This window comes from Pseudomonas sp. RHF3.3-3 (assembly GCF_048069595.1).
Classification (GTDB): domain Bacteria; phylum Pseudomonadota; class Gammaproteobacteria; order Pseudomonadales; family Pseudomonadaceae; genus Aquipseudomonas; species Aquipseudomonas fuscovaginae_B.
In genome coordinates, this window is sequence record NZ_CP182250.1 from 3,477,209 (window position 1) to 3,492,180 (window position 14,972).

The following is a 14,972-nucleotide window of genomic DNA, read 5'->3' on the forward strand; positions in this document are numbered from 1 at the left end:
ATCACTGGAGAGTTGCAATGCACATGAAGACTTCGGCCCTGGTACTGCTGGCAGCCCTCAGCGCCCCGTTTGCCCAGGCTGCGCAAACGGCCCCCTATGTCTACCACGACGTCGCCGCGCAGCCGGCAAACCAGAAGGACCGCGAGATCGCCGGCCTGTTCGATCGCTGGAACGCGGCCCTCAAGAGCGGCAATGCCCAGTCGGTGGTGGACCTCTATGCGCCGAACGCCATGCTGCAGCCGACGGTCTCCAACCAGGTGCGCACCACGCCGGCGCAGATCAAGGACTACTTCGACCACTTCCTGGCGCTCAAGCCGATCGGACAGATCAACTACCGCGACATCCATCGCCTGGGCAACGATGTGGCGATCGACAGCGGCGTCTACACCTTCACCCTGACCGGGACCGATGGTTCGACCCGTCAGGTGCAGGCCCGCTACACCTTCGTCTATGAGCAACTGAACGGTCAGTGGAAGATCCTCAACCATCACTCTTCGGCGATGCCGGAACTGCAGGCCAGGCACGCAGCCAAGTGATCCCGCTGGCCTAGGCCGGGGACATGTCCCTGGGGGCATGGCCGGCAAGCATGAAAAACACCGCGACCGCCAGCAGGCCGATCAGCACGGCCGAGGTGGTCAGCAGCACCGAGTGCGTGGTCGAGAAGGCCGCTTTTGCCGCTTCGATCACCGCACCGGCCTGCTGCGCGTCCAACTGCCGGGCCACGACATGGGCGTCACCGATCGAACGGCTGGCCTGGGTCGCCAGCGGTTGGGCCAGGCTGGCCGGCAGTTCGAGCGTGCGCCCGAACACGCTGGACATGAACACGCCGAAAAAGGTGATGCCCAGCCCACTGCCCAGTTCATAGCCGGTGGCCTCCAGCGATCCCGCCGCACCGCCCTTGCTGGCGTCGACCGAACCCATGATCGCGATGGAAGAGGCGGTCAGCCCTATGCTCAGGGCCAGGCCCAGCATTCCCAGCAGGGCCGGTACCCACAGGCCGGGATGATGGAAGTCGGCGTTGGCCAGCAGCGCCAGCACCAGCGCGGAGAGGGCCAATGACAGGCTCGCCACCAGGCGCAGGCCGAACAGGTGGGTGAGATGGCCCGCGCAGGGGCCGCCGATCGCTGCTGCCGCCATGATCGGGATCATGAAGATCCCGGCCTGCAACGGCGTCTTGTCCAGCACATACTGCAGTTCCTGGGCGAGGGTCAGTTCCACCCCGGCCAGCGCCCCGCAGGCGACCAGGGCCATGATCATGCCCGCCAGGATCGCCGGATGCGAGAACAGCGACAGGTCCAGCATCGGGCTTTCGGCGCGTAGTTGCAGGCGGACGAACAGCGTCAGCAACAGCAGGCCGCAAGCCAGGATCCACAGGGTGAGCACCAGCGGTTGTGTCCCGGCGACCCCGGTCTTGATGCCATACACCAGCGCAATGATGCCGGCGATCAACACCAGCGCCTGGCCAAAGGCCCAACCGCCGGGCGTGGTGATCTCGCGGCGGGGCAACAGCACGAAGGCGGACAGCACCACGACCAGCACCACCGGCACGTTGATCAGGAACACCGAGCCCCACCAGAAGTGCTCCAGCAGCATACCGCCGATCAGCGGCCCGACCGCCGCCCCTGCGGCACCGACGGTACCCCATAAGCCCAAGGCCATCGCTCGCTCCCTTTCATCCTCGAAGGTCCTGCGAATGATGCCCAGCACGCAAGGCATGATCATCGAACCGCCAAGGGCGAGCAGCACGCGGGCGCCAATCAGCATGGCCGGACTCGGGGCAAAGGCCGCCAGCAGGGAAGCGATCCCGAACACCAGCAACCCTGTCAGCAGAATGCGTCGGTTGCCGATCCGGTCGGCCAGGGTGCCCATGGGCACCAGCAGGCCGGCCATCAGCAGCGGATAGATGTCGATGATCCACAGCACTTCGGTGCCGGAGGCGCCCAGTGCCAGGGTCAGTGGCGGAATGGCGATGTGCAGGATCGTCATGTCGATCACCACCGGCAGGAAGGCCAGCATCACGGCAAACAGGATCAGCCAGCGTTTGGCCGAGGAAGGGGAAAGAGGCATGGGCACTCGACGGAATCATTGCGCAAGGTCCTAGTGTGCCTCGCAACGGTCGAGAGGAATGTGAGGGATTGTGAAGCTTTGTGTCCATCTGGACATGGATGCCGAACGGGGCTGGTTCGAGCTGGCCCCGTCAGGCGAATGGAACGCCCACCCGCAGGCGGGCTCCAGGATCACGGCAAAGCGTACGCCATCACGTAATCCCCGCGGTCGGTCGATTGCCGCGCGCCACCGGCGGTGATCACCACGTACTGCTTGCCGGTCTTCGGTGACACGTAGGTCATCGGGCCGCCCTGGCTGCCCACGGGCAGGCGGGATTTCCAGATCTCCTTGCCGTTGCCACTGTCGAAGGCGCGCAGGTAGAAGTCCTGGGTGCCGGCGATGAACACCAGGCCGCCCTGGGTCGACAGGGTGCCGCCGAGGGTCGGCAGGCCGATCGGCAGCGGCAGGTGCATGCGGATGCCCAGGGGGCCGGTGTCTTCGACGGTCCCGACCGGGACCTGCCAGGCGATCTGGCGGGTCTTCATGTCGATGGCGGTCAGGGTACCGTAGGGCGGGGCCTGGCATGGAATGCCGGCGACCGACAGGAAGCGGTTCTTGTTCACCGCATACGGCGTGCCCTTGAGCGGTACCGCGCCCATGCCGGTGTTCAGCGCTTCACCACCGCCTGCGGCGGCACCCTTGTTGGCCGAAGGAATCATCTGGATCCACAGGCCCAGGCGCATGTCGTTGACGAAAATGAAGCCATTGACCGGGTCGGTGGACAGGCTGCCCCAGTTCATGCCGCCCAGGGAACCCGGGAAGCTCAGCGACAGGTCGGTGCCCGGCGCGGTGTAGAGGCCGTCGTAGCGCATCTTCTTGAAGTCGATACGGCACAGCAACTGGTCGAACGGGGTCGCGCCCCACATGTCCGACTCGGTCAGGGTCTGGGCGCCGATCTGCGGCATGCCCACCGATTTCGGCTGGGTCGGCGAGTAGGGCTCGTTGGGGATGTTGGCGGCCTTGACCGGCACTTCCTCGACCTTGGTCAGCGGCTTGCCGGTGGCGCGGTCGAGCACGTAGATCTGCCCGGCCTTGGTGCCGATGACCACGGCCGGCACCTGCTTGCCGTCATCCCGGGTGAAGTCGATCAGGCTCGGCTGCATTGGCAGGTCGAAGTCCCAGAGGTCGTTGTGCACGGTCTGGTAGACCCACTTCTCGGCGCCGGTGCTGGCATCCAGCGCGACGACCGAGGCGCCGTACTTGTGGTTCAGCGCGGTGCGCTCGACGCCGTAGATGTCGGTGGACGAGCTGCCCATCGGCAGGAACACGGTGTTCATCGCCGGGTCGTAGGACATCGGCGCCCAACTGTTCGGGGTGCTGCGCACGTAGGTCTTGCCTTCGGCCGGTGCCTGCCTGTCCTGCGGGTTGCCCGGGTCGAACGCCCAGCGCATGGCGCCGGTGATCACGTCGAAACCACGGATCACGCCACCGGGCATGTCGGTCTGGACGTTGTCGGCGACACGGCCGCCGACCACCACGGTGGTCCCGGCCATCAGCGGCGCGGACGACAGTTGGTAGTAGGAGTCCGGTACATCACCGAGACCGGCTTTCAGGTCGACCTGGCCATGGTTGCCGAAGCCCTCGCAGAAGGCGCCAGTGTCGGCGTCCACCGCGATCAGGCGGGCATCGATGGTGTTGGTCAGCAGGCGACGCTGGCAGTTGGCGCCGGCCGGCACGCTGGCGGCGATCACCGGCACGCTGTTGGGTTGGGACGGCTGGACCAGCGGCTGGGTCGCATCGAAGTAGGCCATGCCGCGGCAACGCTGCCAGACCTTGGTCTGGGCGTTGATCTGGTTCTTCCACAGTTCCTTGCCGGTGTCGGCATCCAGCGCGATCAGGTTGTTGTGCGGGGTGCAGATGAACACCTTGTCGCCGACCTGCAGCGGGGTCAGCTGGTCCTCGGCACCGTTGCCGTCGCTGATGGCCACATCGCCGGTATGGTAGGTCCAGGCCACCTTCAGCTGATTGATATTGGCACGGTTGATCTGGTCCAGCGCGGCGAAGCGGCTGCCGCCCTCGGTGTTGCCGTAATGCGCCCAATCCTTCTGCGCCTTGGCCGGATCGACCGGTGTCAGTGCCGGGCCGTTACCGGTGGCCGGCACGGTGGGGTGAGCGACGAACATGTTGCCCACCGCCCAGACCAGAGCGATCGCCAGTATCCCGGCCACGCTGTAGGCGCCGCGTCCGGCTGTGCGGCCGGAGGCCCGCACCAGGGTCGGGTAGACCAGCGCGACCACCAGGCCGATGACGCTGAACATGAACAGGCGGGAGAACATTGGCCAGAAGCTGCGATCGGTATCCACCAGTGCCCAGATCGCGGTGCCGATCAGGAACGCGGCGAACAGCCAGGCGCCACCCGGCTTGCGGCGGGCGATCAGGAGCCCGGCGCTTGCCATGACCAGGCCGCCGATCAGGAAGTATCCGCTACCGCCCAGGGTGACCAGGCGCACGCCGCCAGCGGCCAGGGCAAGGCCGAGCAGGGCGATGACGATGCCCAGACCGGAAAGGATGAATCTGCTGAGGCCGCGGGCCTGAGAAGGTTGTGTCATACAAGAACGTCTCGCTGTGTGAATGCGGGCGACTATACCCTTAGCTTGCTAATTAACTGAATAGTTAATTTGAAATAATGCGACAAATTTTCGCAAGGGTCTGCCTTGACAAGCGCAGATTAGCTCTCGTTGGCATGCTGTGCCCGCCACGCAGTCCTGATTTTCGCGGTGTCGAGGGCAGGGCGATCCGAACCTGCCCAAGTCTTCGAAAATTTATACAAAAACTTGTACAAAGATATATGCTTGTACAATATTCTCCGCTTCCGGTGTTCTGGTCATGACATATGGAACCTCGGCGCTCAGCCCGTTCGTCCTCGGCCTGCTGCTGACGATCACGCCCCCCGCCTGGGCGGATTGGCGCTCCGGGCTGCCGGGAGCGCGGCTGATCGGCACGGGCGAGTTCACCTGGTTCGGCCTGCGCCTGTACAGCGCCCAGGTCTGGAGTGCGGGGCCGGTACAGGGCTGGCAACAGCCGTTCGCCCTGGATCTGATCTACCACCGGTCGTTGTCCCGGGACACGCTGGTACAGGCCAGCCTGGATGAAATCCGCCGACTGGCCGACGGGCCGCTGCCCCCTGCCACCGAGGCGCGTTGGGCGCAGGCAATGCGCGAGGCATTCGTCGATGTCCGCCCGGGCATGCGCATCACCGGGCTGTATCTGCCGGGCCAGGGCTGTCGTTTCTATGTCGACGGTCGACTGAGCCGGGAAATCGCCGACCCGGCCTTTGCCCGGTCGTTCTTCGCCATCTGGCTCGACCCGCGCGCCCGTGACCCACAACTGCGCCAGCGCCTGCTCGGCCAGGCGGGGAATTCGTCAGGAGAGTGAGCATGTACAGAAGTCTGCTGTTGATCTGCTGCCTGCTGTTGGGCAGTTGCGGCAACGTTGATGTCGATCGTTATGCCGGGGAGCAGCCGCGCCTGGACCTGGTGGAGTTCTTTTCCCGACCGGTGCAGGCCTGGGGCATGTTCCAGAAACGTTCGGGCGAAGTGGTCAAGCGCTTCCAGGTGCGCATCGACAGCCGCCGTGAAGGGCAGAGCCTGATTCTCGACGAGCATTTCCTCTACAGCGACGGGACCCGCCAGCAGCGGACCTGGACGCTCACCCCGGATGGCCCCGGTCGCTGGCGCGGGACGGCCGGTGACGTGATCGGCGAGGCACAGGGGCAGGTCGCCGGCAATGCCTTGCGCTGGCGTTATCGCCTGGATCTGCCGGTCGATGGCCGGCACTGGGCAGTCGACCTGGACGACTGGATGTACCGCATGGATGACGACACCCTCATCAACCGCTCGAGCATGAGCAAACTCGGCGTGGAGATCGGGCAGATCACCCTGTTCTTCCGCCGCCTGCCGGAGGGCACACCATGAACCTGCAACACCTGACCGAGCTGGCCCACGCCGGCGCCATCGATGAGCTTGAACTGCTGTCCCTGGAGGGCGGTTTCTATGTCCTGCGCGCACTGACCGGGACCGGGCCGCAAACCTTGTGCGATGCACGAGGCGAGGTGATGCACCTGCGCTCGACCACCGAACTGCGACAATTGCTCGCCGATGTACCGCCGTTGCGCTGCATGCTGGTGCAGCACGTGGTGCACGATGAGATGTGCGGGCAGCGCAGCGGCCCGATCGAACCCCTGCGGGTGCCGGTGACGCTGGCCAGCCAGTGGTAGCGCAGGCGGTGCGGCTGGGCCTGGTGCTGGGCGACCAGCTTTCGTTCGATGTGGCGGTACTGCGCGCACTGGACCCGACGCGCGATGTCCTGCTGATGGCCGAGGTCGAGGGTGAGGCGCGCTACGTGCCCCATCATCCACAGAAGATCGTGCTGATCTTCAGCGCCATGCGCCATTTCGCCCAGGCCCTGCGTGAGCGTGGCTGGCGGGTGCATTACGTGCCGCTGGACGATCCGGGCAATACGGGCAGCATCGCCGGCGAGCTGCGCCGCTGGCAGGCCGGGCTGGGCGTGGAGGAACTGCACGTGACCGAGTGTGGCGAATGGCGCCTGGAACAGGCCCTACGCGACACCGGGTTGCCCCTGGTCTGGCACCGTGACACCCGCTTCCTGTGCTCGCGGGAAGCCTTCGCGCGCTGGGCTGCCGGCCGCAAGCAATTGCGCATGGAACACTTCTACCGGGGCATGCGCAAACGCTGCAACCTGTTGCTGGAGCCCGACGGTCGCCCGGTGGGCGGTGCCTGGAACTTCGACGGCGACAACCGCAAAGCGTTGCCCCGGGGCTTGCGCGGGCCATTCCCGGCACATTTTGCCCGGGATGCGACCACGGCGGCGGTCGTGGACCTAGTCCGTGAGCGTTTCCCTGAGCACTACGGCGCGCTCGACACCTTCGACTATCCGGTGACCCACGACCAGGCCCGGGAGCTGTGGGCGCATTTCCTCGAGTTCGGCCTGGCGGCCTTCGGCGACTATCAGGATGCGATGGCCGAGGGCGAACCCTATCTTTTCCATGCCCGTATCAGTGCCGCGCTGAACATCGGCCTGCTGGATGTCCGCCAGCTGTGCGAAGACGTCGACAGCGCCTGGCGCGAGGGGCGGGTGCCCCTCAACGCCGCCGAGGGTTTCATTCGCCAATTGATCGGCTGGCGCGAGTACGTGAGGGGCATCTACTGGCTGCGCATGCCCGAATACGCCGGGCTCAACTACCTGGGTAACGAGCGTGGATTGCCGGAGTTCTACTGGACGGGGAAGACCCGCATGCGCTGCATGGCCCAGGTCATCGGCCAGACCCTGGAACTGGGCTACGCCCACCATATCCAGCGGCTGATGGTCACCGGCAATTTTGCGCTGCTGGCCGGGATCGCGCCGCCCGCGATCTGCGAATGGTACCTGGCCGTCTACCTGGATGCCTTCGACTGGGTTGAACTGCCCAACACCCTGGGCATGGTGATGCATGCCGACGGCGGCTACCTGGGGTCCAAGCCCTATTGCGCCAGTGGTCGCTATATCCAGCGCATGTCCGACCATTGCAAGGCGTGCAGCTACAAGGTCGAGCGGGCGGTGGAGGAGGATGCCTGCCCATTCAATGCGCTGTACTGGCATTTCCTCATCCGCCATCGCCAGCCGCTGGCGGCCAACCCGCGGCTGGCCCTGGTCTATCGCAGCCTCGACGGCATGTCGCAGGCACGCCGTGAGGCCTTGTGGCAGCGTGGCGAGACCTTGCTGCAGCGCCTGGACAGTGCCGAGGTGTTATGAAAAGGCCACTTGCGGGGCCGTTCGAGCGCGGGTTTCCGGCAGGGCGAGCAACACCAGCATGAAGGCGGCCGCGGCGATGGCGGCCAGCGTCAGGAAGGCGGCATCGTAGCCGGCCGACTGGACCACCAGCCCGGCGAGCCCCGGGCTCAGCGCCGCACCGAGGCCGAACACCGTGCTCAGCGCACCCAGGCTGACATTGAAGCGGCCACTGCCCTCGGTCAGGTCCTTGACCACGATCGGGAACAATGCGCCGAAGATCCCCGCGCCGATGCCGTCGAGCAGTTGCACACCGACCAGCCAGAACGGGTTGTCGGAGACCACGTAGAGTGCGCCGCGCAGCGGCAGGATGAGAAAACCGGCGAGCAGGAAAGGCTTGCGCCCCCATTGTTCGGCCTTGGCGCCCACCAGCAGTGCCATCGGTACCATCACCAGTTGCGCCGCGACGATGCAGGCGGAAGTGAGCGGCGTGGCCAGGTGCAGATCGACCTGCGACAGCTTCTGGCTCACCAGCGGCAGCATCGCCGCGTTGGCCAGGTGGAAGAGGGCGCAGCACACGGCGAACAGCAGCAGGGTGCGGTTATGCAGCAACAGCGCAAGGCCGGCCGGGTGAGCGTCGCCCGCTGGCAGATGGGCCAGGCCACGTGCCACCTGGTGATCGATGGCCGCGCCGGGTATCCGACTGACCGCGATGAGGCTGGCCACCGTCATCACCGCCATCAGGTAGAACACCACCACGGGCCCGTACAGGTAGGCCAGGCCACCGGCCAGCAGGGCCGAGCAGGCATTGCCGGCGTGGTTGAAGGTTTCATTGCGGCCCACGCGCCGGGTAAAGGCCTTGGGGCCGGTAAGGCCCAGGGAAATGGCGGCAATGGCCGGGGCGAACACCGAGCCGGCCAGGGCGCTGGCGGTCTGCGTCAGGGCCACCAGCCCGAACGACGAGACCATCGGCAGCAACAGACAACTGCCGGTGACCAGCAGGGCGGCGATCACCACCACCGCGCGCTTGGCTGGCGTCCGGTCGATCAGCGCGCCGGCCGGCGTCTGGGCCAGCAGTGCAGCGATGCCGGCCAGGGTCATGACCAGGCCGATGCTCGCCGGCTGCCATTGGTGCACGGCCAGCAGATAGATCGCCAGGTAAGGCCCGAGGCCGTCGCGCACGTCCGCTAGGAAAAAGTTCAGCCAGTCAAGCGCACGGTTGGAGGAAGCGGTTTGCCGGAAGTCGTTCAAGGATGCGATCTCGATTGGCCAGAGGAGGGGGACACCATCAGCATGTGCCTTGCCGGCCTGTTTCAGCCGACATGCAGGCGGTTGCGCCCGGCCTCCTTGGCGATGTAGAGCGCCTGGTCGGCACGTTCGAGCAGTGGCTGCCAGTTGTCGAGGTCAGTTTTCGTGGCGCAGGCAATGCCAATGCTGACGGTCACCTGTGCAAAGGGACTGCTCGGGTGAGCGATAGGTTCCAGAGCCAGGCGTTCGAGCATCAGGCGCGCGACCACGGTGGCGCCGGCGCTGTCGGTATCGGGCAGGATCACGGCCATCTCTTCACCGCCGTAGCGCGCCAGCAGGTCGGGTGGACGGCGAATGCAGGTCGAGAGCAGCCGGGCCACCTGTTGCAGGCAGGCGTCGCCGGCGGGGTGGCCGTAGGTGTCGTTGTAGCGCTTGAAATGATCGATATCGATCATCAGCAACGCCAGCGATGTCCCGTTACGACGGGCTCTGCCGACTTCCTGCTCCAGGGCTTCGTCAAAGCAGCGCCGGTTGGCGAGGCCGGTCAGGGCATCGTGCATCGCCAGGCGTTCGAGTTGCTGGTTGCTGTCGAGCAACTGTTGCTGGGTCAGCCGCAGTTCGTTTTCCACCGCGATACGGCGGTTGATATTGCGTATCAGCATCCAGCCGATGGTGCCTGTGACCACCAGCAGACCACACACCACCAGCAACGACAGCAGTGCCTCCAGTTGCCAGGCCGCCAGGGCTTCACGCTTGCCCAGGGCCACGGTGGTCACCAGGGGCAGCTTGTCGCTCTTGCGAAACGCGTACAGGCGCTCCACCCCGTCCAGGCTGGAGGTGAAGGAGGCGGTGCCCACCGTCTTGTCGATCAGGTACTTGGCGTAGATCGGCGACTTGGAGAAGTTGCGACTCATGTCCTGCTCCCGAAACGGGTAGCGCACCAGCATCGAGCCGTCGGTGTAGGACAGACCGATGGCGCCCTCCTGGCCCACGTCGATCTGGCCGAACAGGCGCAGGAAGTTCTCCACCCCCAGCGTAACGGCCACCACGCCGGCGAACCCGCCGTCGGCGTCGTTGAAACGGCGACTGATGGTGATCACCCATTCATTGTTGGTGCGGCTGCGGATGGGCAGGCCGATGAACGGCTCGCGCGATGGGTCGTCGCGGTGATGGATGAAGTAGGCCCGGTCGCTGCTGTTGGCACCGACCGGTATCGGGCGGTTGGACGACATCAGCCAGTGTCCGTGCCTGTCGTACACGGTAATGCCGCTCATCTGCGGCATCAGGGGCTGCTGGCGGCTGACCAGTTGGCTCAGGCGTTCGATCTGGGCGGGCCCGCTGCCTTCGGTTTCCAGGCGCTCGACCAGGCCGAGCAGCAGCAGTGAGCTCTGCCTGACGATGCCTTCGGAATAGGTGGATAACGCCTGGGTCAGGTTCAGGCTGTGGGTGTTGATTTCCTCCAGCGCCCGCTCGCGGGAGGCCATCACTTTCCAGAGCGTCAACGAGGCGAGTGAGCAACCGATGATCGATAGCAGAAGGACAACGAGGTGGATGTCACGCTTCACGTCAATACCTGATAGGAGTCCGAATTCCTGGGCCGGCGACCCTTTCCGAAGGGGGCATAGCACAAAGCCATTCCTGGTTTCGGGCAAAGGATACAGGGACTCGGGTCGGGATGCAGTAGCCAGTCGGTGGCAGGCGCCTGCAAGGGGGACTGCGCCCGCTTGCACTCGAGTCGCAGGCGCACCGCACGGACAAGGGGCACCTGCCAGGAAAAACCTCGATGAACGAAAGGTCCGGTTACGGGGGACGTCAGGCCATGTAGTCTTTGGGCGGTGCCGGCAGATCGGCCAGCAGGTCCCTGAGCCCGGTGCACCACTGGTTGCGGATCTGGGCGTAGTAGGGATCGTCCTGGGTGATGCGATAGCTTTGCGCCGGCCCGAAAGCGTCCTTGCGATACACCAGCAGGTCCAGGGGCATGCCCACCGACAGGTTGCTGCGGATGGTCGAATCGAACGAGATCAGGCCGCAACGCAACGCCTCGCCCAATGACGTCTGGTACGTCAGGTTGCGATCGAGGATCGGTTTTCCGTACTTGCTTTCCCCCAGTTGCAGGAACGGCGTGTCCTCGGTGGCCTGGATGAAATTGCCTTGCGGGTAGATGCTGTAGAGGCCCATCGGTCCGCCGGCAATCTGCCCACCGACCAGAAACGAGCAGCTCAGGTCGACCTTGCTCGCCAGTTTGCTGCGATCGCGGATGACGACCTCACGGATGGTTTCGGCCACCAGCACCGTTGCGTCATAAAGTGTACGGACATTCAACAGGTGGTTGCCCGTGCCGTTGCAACGCTGCCTGAGCAGGTTGACCACCGATTGCGAGGTGGCCAGGTTGCCCGCGCTCTGCAGAACGAGCAGCCGCTCGCCCGGCGTGCTGAAAATGAACAGTTTGCGAAACGTCGAGATCTGGTCGATCCCGGCATTGGTGCGTGAATCGGAGACAAACACCAGCCCGTCGGCAAGGTGCATGGCCACGCAGTACGTCATGTGTTTTACCTGTGTACGTTGAATAGCCCGCCGTCATGGCGACGGCGGGTTGAAGTGGAGGGGCCTACTGTTGCTGTTGCCCCTGTGGGAGCGAGGTGACCTTGACCTGCGCCAGCATCGACTCGGCTCCGCCTCCGCGGCGCATGCCGCGTACCGGACAGGCATCGAGGTAGTCCAGGCCCACCGCCAGTTTCAGGTGACGATCGGGCCTGGCCAGCCGATTGGTCACGTCGAAGCTGTACCAGCCATCCTCCAGCCAGGCCTCGGCCCAGGCGTGACTGGCCAGGTGGTTTTCATCCTCGGTGCACAGGTAGCCGGAGACGTACCGGGCCGGGATCCCCAGGCTGCGGGCGCAGGCAAGAAATGCATGGGTATGGTCCTGGCACACGCCCACCCCGGCGGCGAACGCCTCGGCCGCGGTGCTGTCGACCGCGGTCGTGCCAGGGCTGTACGGCATGCGCTCGGCCAGGCCCGCCATCAGTTCGATCAGGGCGGCACGATCACGGCGGCGGCCGCAACGTTGTGTGGCAAAGTCGATCAGGGCCGCGTCGGCCAGGGTCAGGCGGCTGGTACGCAGGAACGGCAAGGGCGACTGGCTGTCGTGTTCGACTTCCAGCGACTGGTCGATTTCCACCTGCCCGCAGGCACTCAGCGCCAGGGCGCTGTGGGGCTCTTCCAGGGTCAGGACGTGCAGCACGTTGCCATAGGGGTCGATCTGGCTCCGTACCTGGCGGGGCATCTGCACGCGCCAGTCGAGGATCTGCTGGCGCTCGGTGCTCTTGGGCGTCAGGCGCAGGAACTGGATGCTTGCGCTCACCGGGTTGGCGTAGGTGTAGCGAGTGTCGTGGTGTATGGCGAGCTTCATACGACCTCCAGGTAGGAGTGGTGAACCGTCTGGCCGAGTTGGCGGATGCATTCGATGAAATCGGTCAGCCAGGGGTGCAGGCCGGCCTCCAGGATCTCGTCGATGTCGGTGTAGCGCAGGCGCGCGTTGAGTTCCGCAGCCATGCGCTGCGAGGCGCGGCCACTGTTGCTGGGCAGGCCGGCGAGGATGTGGTCCAGTTCCTCGATGCACGCATGCAGTGAGCGCGGCACGTCGGCGCGCAACAGCAGCAGTTCGGACACCTGCCTGGCGCTGGGAGCATTGCGGTAGATCTCGTTGAAGGCCTCGAACGCCGACAGGGCGCGCAGCAGGGCGCTCCACTGGTAGTAGCCGCGGGCCGAATGGTCGCTGACTTCCTCCGACGCCTCGCCGAACATCTCGTAACGCACGTCCAGCAGGCGCAGGGTATTGTCGGCCCGCTCGATGAAGGTCCCCAGGCGGATGAAACAGTAGGCATCGTTGCGCATGATGGTGCCCGCCGTGGCGCCACGGAACAGGTGCGAGCGCTCCTTGACCCAGTCACAGAACTGGCTCATGCCGTAGCGGGCCAGGCCATTGCTGGCGATCTTGCGCATTTCCAGCCAGGTGGCGTTGATGTTCTCCCACATGTCGGCGGTGATCCGCCCGCGCACCGCATGGGCATTGGTGCGCGCCGCCTGCAGGCAGCAGTAGATGCTGCCGGGGTTGGTTTCGTCGAAGGCGAAAAAATGCAGCATGCGCGCGGTGTCGAGCGCGTCGTGGCGCCGGTTGTAGTCATCCAGGGTGCCTGCCGCCAGCAGCGACATGGCCAGCTCGGCCTGGCCGTCGGTGCGGCCGGCCTGGGGCATCAGCGACAGCGAGTAGCTGACTTCGAGCATGCGTGCCAGGTTCTCGGCGCGCTCCAGGTAACGGGACATCCAGTAGAGGTCTGCAGCGGTTCTTGAAAGCATGTGTCAGTCCTCCACTACCCAGGTGTCCTTGGTGCCGCCGCCCTGGGACGAGTTCACCACCAGCGAGCCTTCACGCAGGGCCACCCGCGTCAGGCCACCGGGGACCAGGCGGGTTTCGCTACCCGACAGGACGAACGGCCGCAGGTCGATATGACGCGGCGCGATGCCGTTCTCGACGAAGGTCGGGCAGGTCGAAAGGCTCAGGGTCGGTTGGGCAATGTAGGCCTCGGGGCGGGCCTTGAGCCGCGCGCGGAAGTCTTCGATTTCCGCCGCCGTGGCGGCCGGCCCGACCAGCATGCCGTAGCCGCCGGAGCCCTGGGTTTCCTTGACCACCAGTTCCGGCAGGTGCGCCAGCACGTGGGACAGCTCCTTGGGGTTGCGGCATTGCCAGGTCGGGACGTTCTTGAGGATCGGTTCCTCGTCGAGGTAGAAGCGGATCATGTCGCCGACGTAGGGGTAGATCGACTTGTCGTCGGCCAGGCCGGTGCCCACGGCATTGGCCAGCACCACGTTGCCCGAGCGGTAGGCGGCAATCAGGCCGGGCACCCCGAGCAACGAGTCGGGAGTGAAGGACAACGGGTCGAGGTAGGCGTCGTCGAGGCGCCGGTAGATCACGTCCACCTGTTTCGGGCCGGCGGTGGTGCGCATGAAGACATGGTCGTCGCGCACGAACAGATCGGCCCCTTCGACCAGTTCCACGCCCATCTCCCGGGCCAGGAACGCGTGTTCGAAATAGGCGCTGTTGAAACGACCCGGGGTCAGCACCACGGCGGTGGGGTTGTCCAGCGGGCTGGCGCTCTTGAGGGTGTCGAGCAGCAGGTTGGGGTAGTGGTCGATGGGCGCCACGCGCTGGCTGGCGAACAGCTCGGGGAACAGCCGCATCATCATCTTGCGGTCCTCGAGCATATAGCTCACGCCGCTGGGGGTGCGCAGGTTGTCTTCGAGCACGTAGTAGCTGCCATCGCCGTCACGCACCAGGTCGACCCCGGCGATGTGCGCATAGATGTCGCGGTGCAGGTCCAGGCCCTGCATGGCAATCTGATAACCCTCGTTCACCAGCACCTGTTCGGGCGGGATGATGCCTTGCTTGAGAATGCGCTGGTCGTGATAGACGTCGGCCAGGAACAGGTTCAACGCCTGCACCCGTTGAATGCAGCCGCGTTCGACCATTTGCCATTCGCTGGCCTTGATGCTGCGGGGGATGATGTCGAAGGGGATCAGGCGCTCGGTGCCCTGTTCGTCCCCGTAGAGGGTGAAGGTGATACCGGCGCGGTGGAACAGCAGGTCGGCTTCGCGACGGCGCTGCTCCAACAGTTCGGGCGGTGTATCCGCCAGCCAGTGTGCAAACGGCTGGTAATGGGGGCGGCAGGCACCGTCCGCGTCATACATTTCGTTGAAAAAATCTCGGGACATATCGCACTCCTTGCCGTTCAAGACGACGGCATTTTCCTTCTACCTGGCTATTTCACGATGCGAGACCCTGCGAGAGATGATCGAGTACTGGCTGTGGGGGCACCTCAGTGTGCGTTATCGAC

General features: G+C 65.2%; 13 protein-coding genes. 5 read left to right on the forward strand and 8 right to left on the reverse strand.

Annotated features, from left to right (window positions below):
• Positions 1-17: 17 nt before the first annotated feature.
• Entirely contained in the window at positions 18-536 is a 519-nt protein-coding gene (locus ACMGT0_RS15795; protein ID WP_416773381.1) for an SgcJ/EcaC family oxidoreductase, read from the forward strand.
• Positions 537-546: 10 nt separating this feature from the next.
• On the opposite strand, the gene ACMGT0_RS15800 is transcribed toward ACMGT0_RS15795, so the two are convergent.
• Complete coding sequence (locus ACMGT0_RS15800) at positions 547-2,067, reverse strand: MFS transporter (protein WP_416773383.1); 1,521 nt, start codon at positions 2,065-2,067, stop codon at positions 547-549.
• 170 nt (positions 2,068-2,237) lie between these two features.
• Positions 2,238-4,655 carry a glucose/quinate/shikimate family membrane-bound PQQ-dependent dehydrogenase gene (locus ACMGT0_RS15805; RefSeq protein WP_416773385.1) on the reverse strand — a complete coding sequence of 806 codons (2,418 nt, stop codon included), beginning with the start codon at positions 4,653-4,655 and terminating at the stop codon, positions 2,238-2,240.
• A 277-nt stretch (positions 4,656-4,932) separates the two neighbouring features.
• Here ACMGT0_RS15805 and ACMGT0_RS15810 point away from each other — a divergent pair, with 277 nt between their 5' ends.
• The 4 genes from ACMGT0_RS15810 to ACMGT0_RS15825 are packed head-to-tail and all read left to right on the forward strand — an operon-like array spanning position 4,933 to position 7,857.
• Positions 4,933-5,481, forward strand: coding sequence for a chalcone isomerase family protein (locus ACMGT0_RS15810; RefSeq protein ID WP_416773387.1), 549 nt, complete (start codon positions 4,933-4,935; stop codon positions 5,479-5,481).
• A gap of 2 nt (positions 5,482-5,483) precedes the next feature.
• Complete coding sequence (locus ACMGT0_RS15815) at positions 5,484-6,020, forward strand: DUF3833 domain-containing protein (RefSeq protein WP_416773389.1); 537 nt, start codon at positions 5,484-5,486, stop codon at positions 6,018-6,020.
• The gene (locus ACMGT0_RS15820) at positions 6,017-6,322 is read left to right on the forward strand and encodes a DUF6482 family protein (protein WP_416773391.1); all 306 of its coding nucleotides are present in this window, start codon (positions 6,017-6,019) and stop codon (positions 6,320-6,322) included. The genes ACMGT0_RS15815 and ACMGT0_RS15820 overlap by 4 nt, the downstream gene beginning before the upstream one ends.
• 8 nt (positions 6,323-6,330) lie before the next feature.
• Complete coding sequence (locus ACMGT0_RS15825; RefSeq protein ID WP_416773491.1) at positions 6,331-7,857, forward strand: cryptochrome/photolyase family protein; 1,527 nt, start codon at positions 6,331-6,333, stop codon at positions 7,855-7,857.
• Here ACMGT0_RS15825 and ACMGT0_RS15830 read toward each other — a convergent pair.
• The 6 genes from ACMGT0_RS15830 to ACMGT0_RS15855 all read right to left on the reverse strand — a co-directional run bounded on the left by ACMGT0_RS15830 (position 7,852) and on the right by ACMGT0_RS15855 (position 14,850).
• Positions 7,852-9,093 (reverse strand): MFS transporter, encoded by a 1,242-nt coding sequence (locus tag ACMGT0_RS15830; RefSeq protein ID WP_416773493.1) that lies wholly within the window; start codon positions 9,091-9,093, stop codon positions 7,852-7,854. The two genes, ACMGT0_RS15825 and ACMGT0_RS15830, sit on opposite strands and share 6 nt — an antisense overlap.
• Before the next feature lie 53 nt (positions 9,094-9,146).
• A complete protein-coding gene (locus ACMGT0_RS15835; protein ID WP_192842671.1) occupies positions 9,147-10,646 on the reverse strand; it encodes a sensor domain-containing diguanylate cyclase in 1,500 nt (499 codons plus the stop codon).
• 247 nt (positions 10,647-10,893) lie between these two features.
• Positions 10,894-11,625: a proteasome-type protease gene (locus ACMGT0_RS15840; protein ID WP_054057364.1), complete on the reverse strand. Its 732-nt coding sequence runs from the start codon at positions 11,623-11,625 to the stop codon at positions 10,894-10,896.
• 64 nt (positions 11,626-11,689) lie between these two features.
• Positions 11,690-12,490: a transglutaminase family protein gene (locus ACMGT0_RS15845; RefSeq protein ID WP_054062221.1), complete on the reverse strand. Its 801-nt coding sequence runs from the start codon at positions 12,488-12,490 to the stop codon at positions 11,690-11,692.
• Positions 12,487-13,437, reverse strand: a complete 951-nt coding sequence (locus ACMGT0_RS15850) for an alpha-E domain-containing protein (protein ID WP_054057366.1) — start codon at positions 13,435-13,437, stop codon at positions 12,487-12,489. The genes ACMGT0_RS15845 and ACMGT0_RS15850 overlap by 4 nt, the downstream gene beginning before the upstream one ends.
• A 3-nt stretch (positions 13,438-13,440) precedes the next feature.
• Positions 13,441-14,850, reverse strand: coding sequence for a circularly permuted type 2 ATP-grasp protein (locus ACMGT0_RS15855; RefSeq protein WP_054057367.1), 1,410 nt, complete (start codon positions 14,848-14,850; stop codon positions 13,441-13,443).
• Positions 14,851-14,972 lie beyond the last annotated feature (122 nt).

Excerpts from the sequence above, each read along its gene's own strand:
- ACMGT0_RS15855 (WP_054057367.1), bottom strand. The coding sequence starts at position 14,850 with ATGTCCCGAGATTTTTTCAACGAAATGTATGACGCGGACGGTGCCTGC.
- ACMGT0_RS15815 (WP_416773389.1), top strand. The coding sequence starts at position 5,484 with ATGTACAGAAGTCTGCTGTTGATCTGCTGCCTGCTGTTGGGCAGTTGC.
- ACMGT0_RS15800 (WP_416773383.1), bottom strand. The coding sequence starts at position 2,067 with ATGCCTCTTTCCCCTTCCTCGGCCAAACGCTGGCTGATCCTGTTTGCC.
- ACMGT0_RS15845 (WP_054062221.1), bottom strand. The coding sequence starts at position 12,490 with ATGAAGCTCGCCATACACCACGACACTCGCTACACCTACGCCAACCCG.
- ACMGT0_RS15805 (WP_416773385.1), bottom strand. The coding sequence starts at position 4,655 with ATGACACAACCTTCTCAGGCCCGCGGCCTCAGCAGATTCATCCTTTCC.
- ACMGT0_RS15840 (WP_054057364.1), bottom strand. The coding sequence starts at position 11,625 with ATGACGTACTGCGTGGCCATGCACCTTGCCGACGGGCTGGTGTTTGTC.
- ACMGT0_RS15810 (WP_416773387.1), top strand. The coding sequence starts at position 4,933 with ATGACATATGGAACCTCGGCGCTCAGCCCGTTCGTCCTCGGCCTGCTG.
- ACMGT0_RS15820 (WP_416773391.1), top strand. The coding sequence starts at position 6,017 with ATGAACCTGCAACACCTGACCGAGCTGGCCCACGCCGGCGCCATCGAT.
- ACMGT0_RS15850 (WP_054057366.1), bottom strand. The coding sequence starts at position 13,437 with ATGCTTTCAAGAACCGCTGCAGACCTCTACTGGATGTCCCGTTACCTG.
- ACMGT0_RS15795 (WP_416773381.1), top strand. The coding sequence starts at position 18 with ATGCACATGAAGACTTCGGCCCTGGTACTGCTGGCAGCCCTCAGCGCC.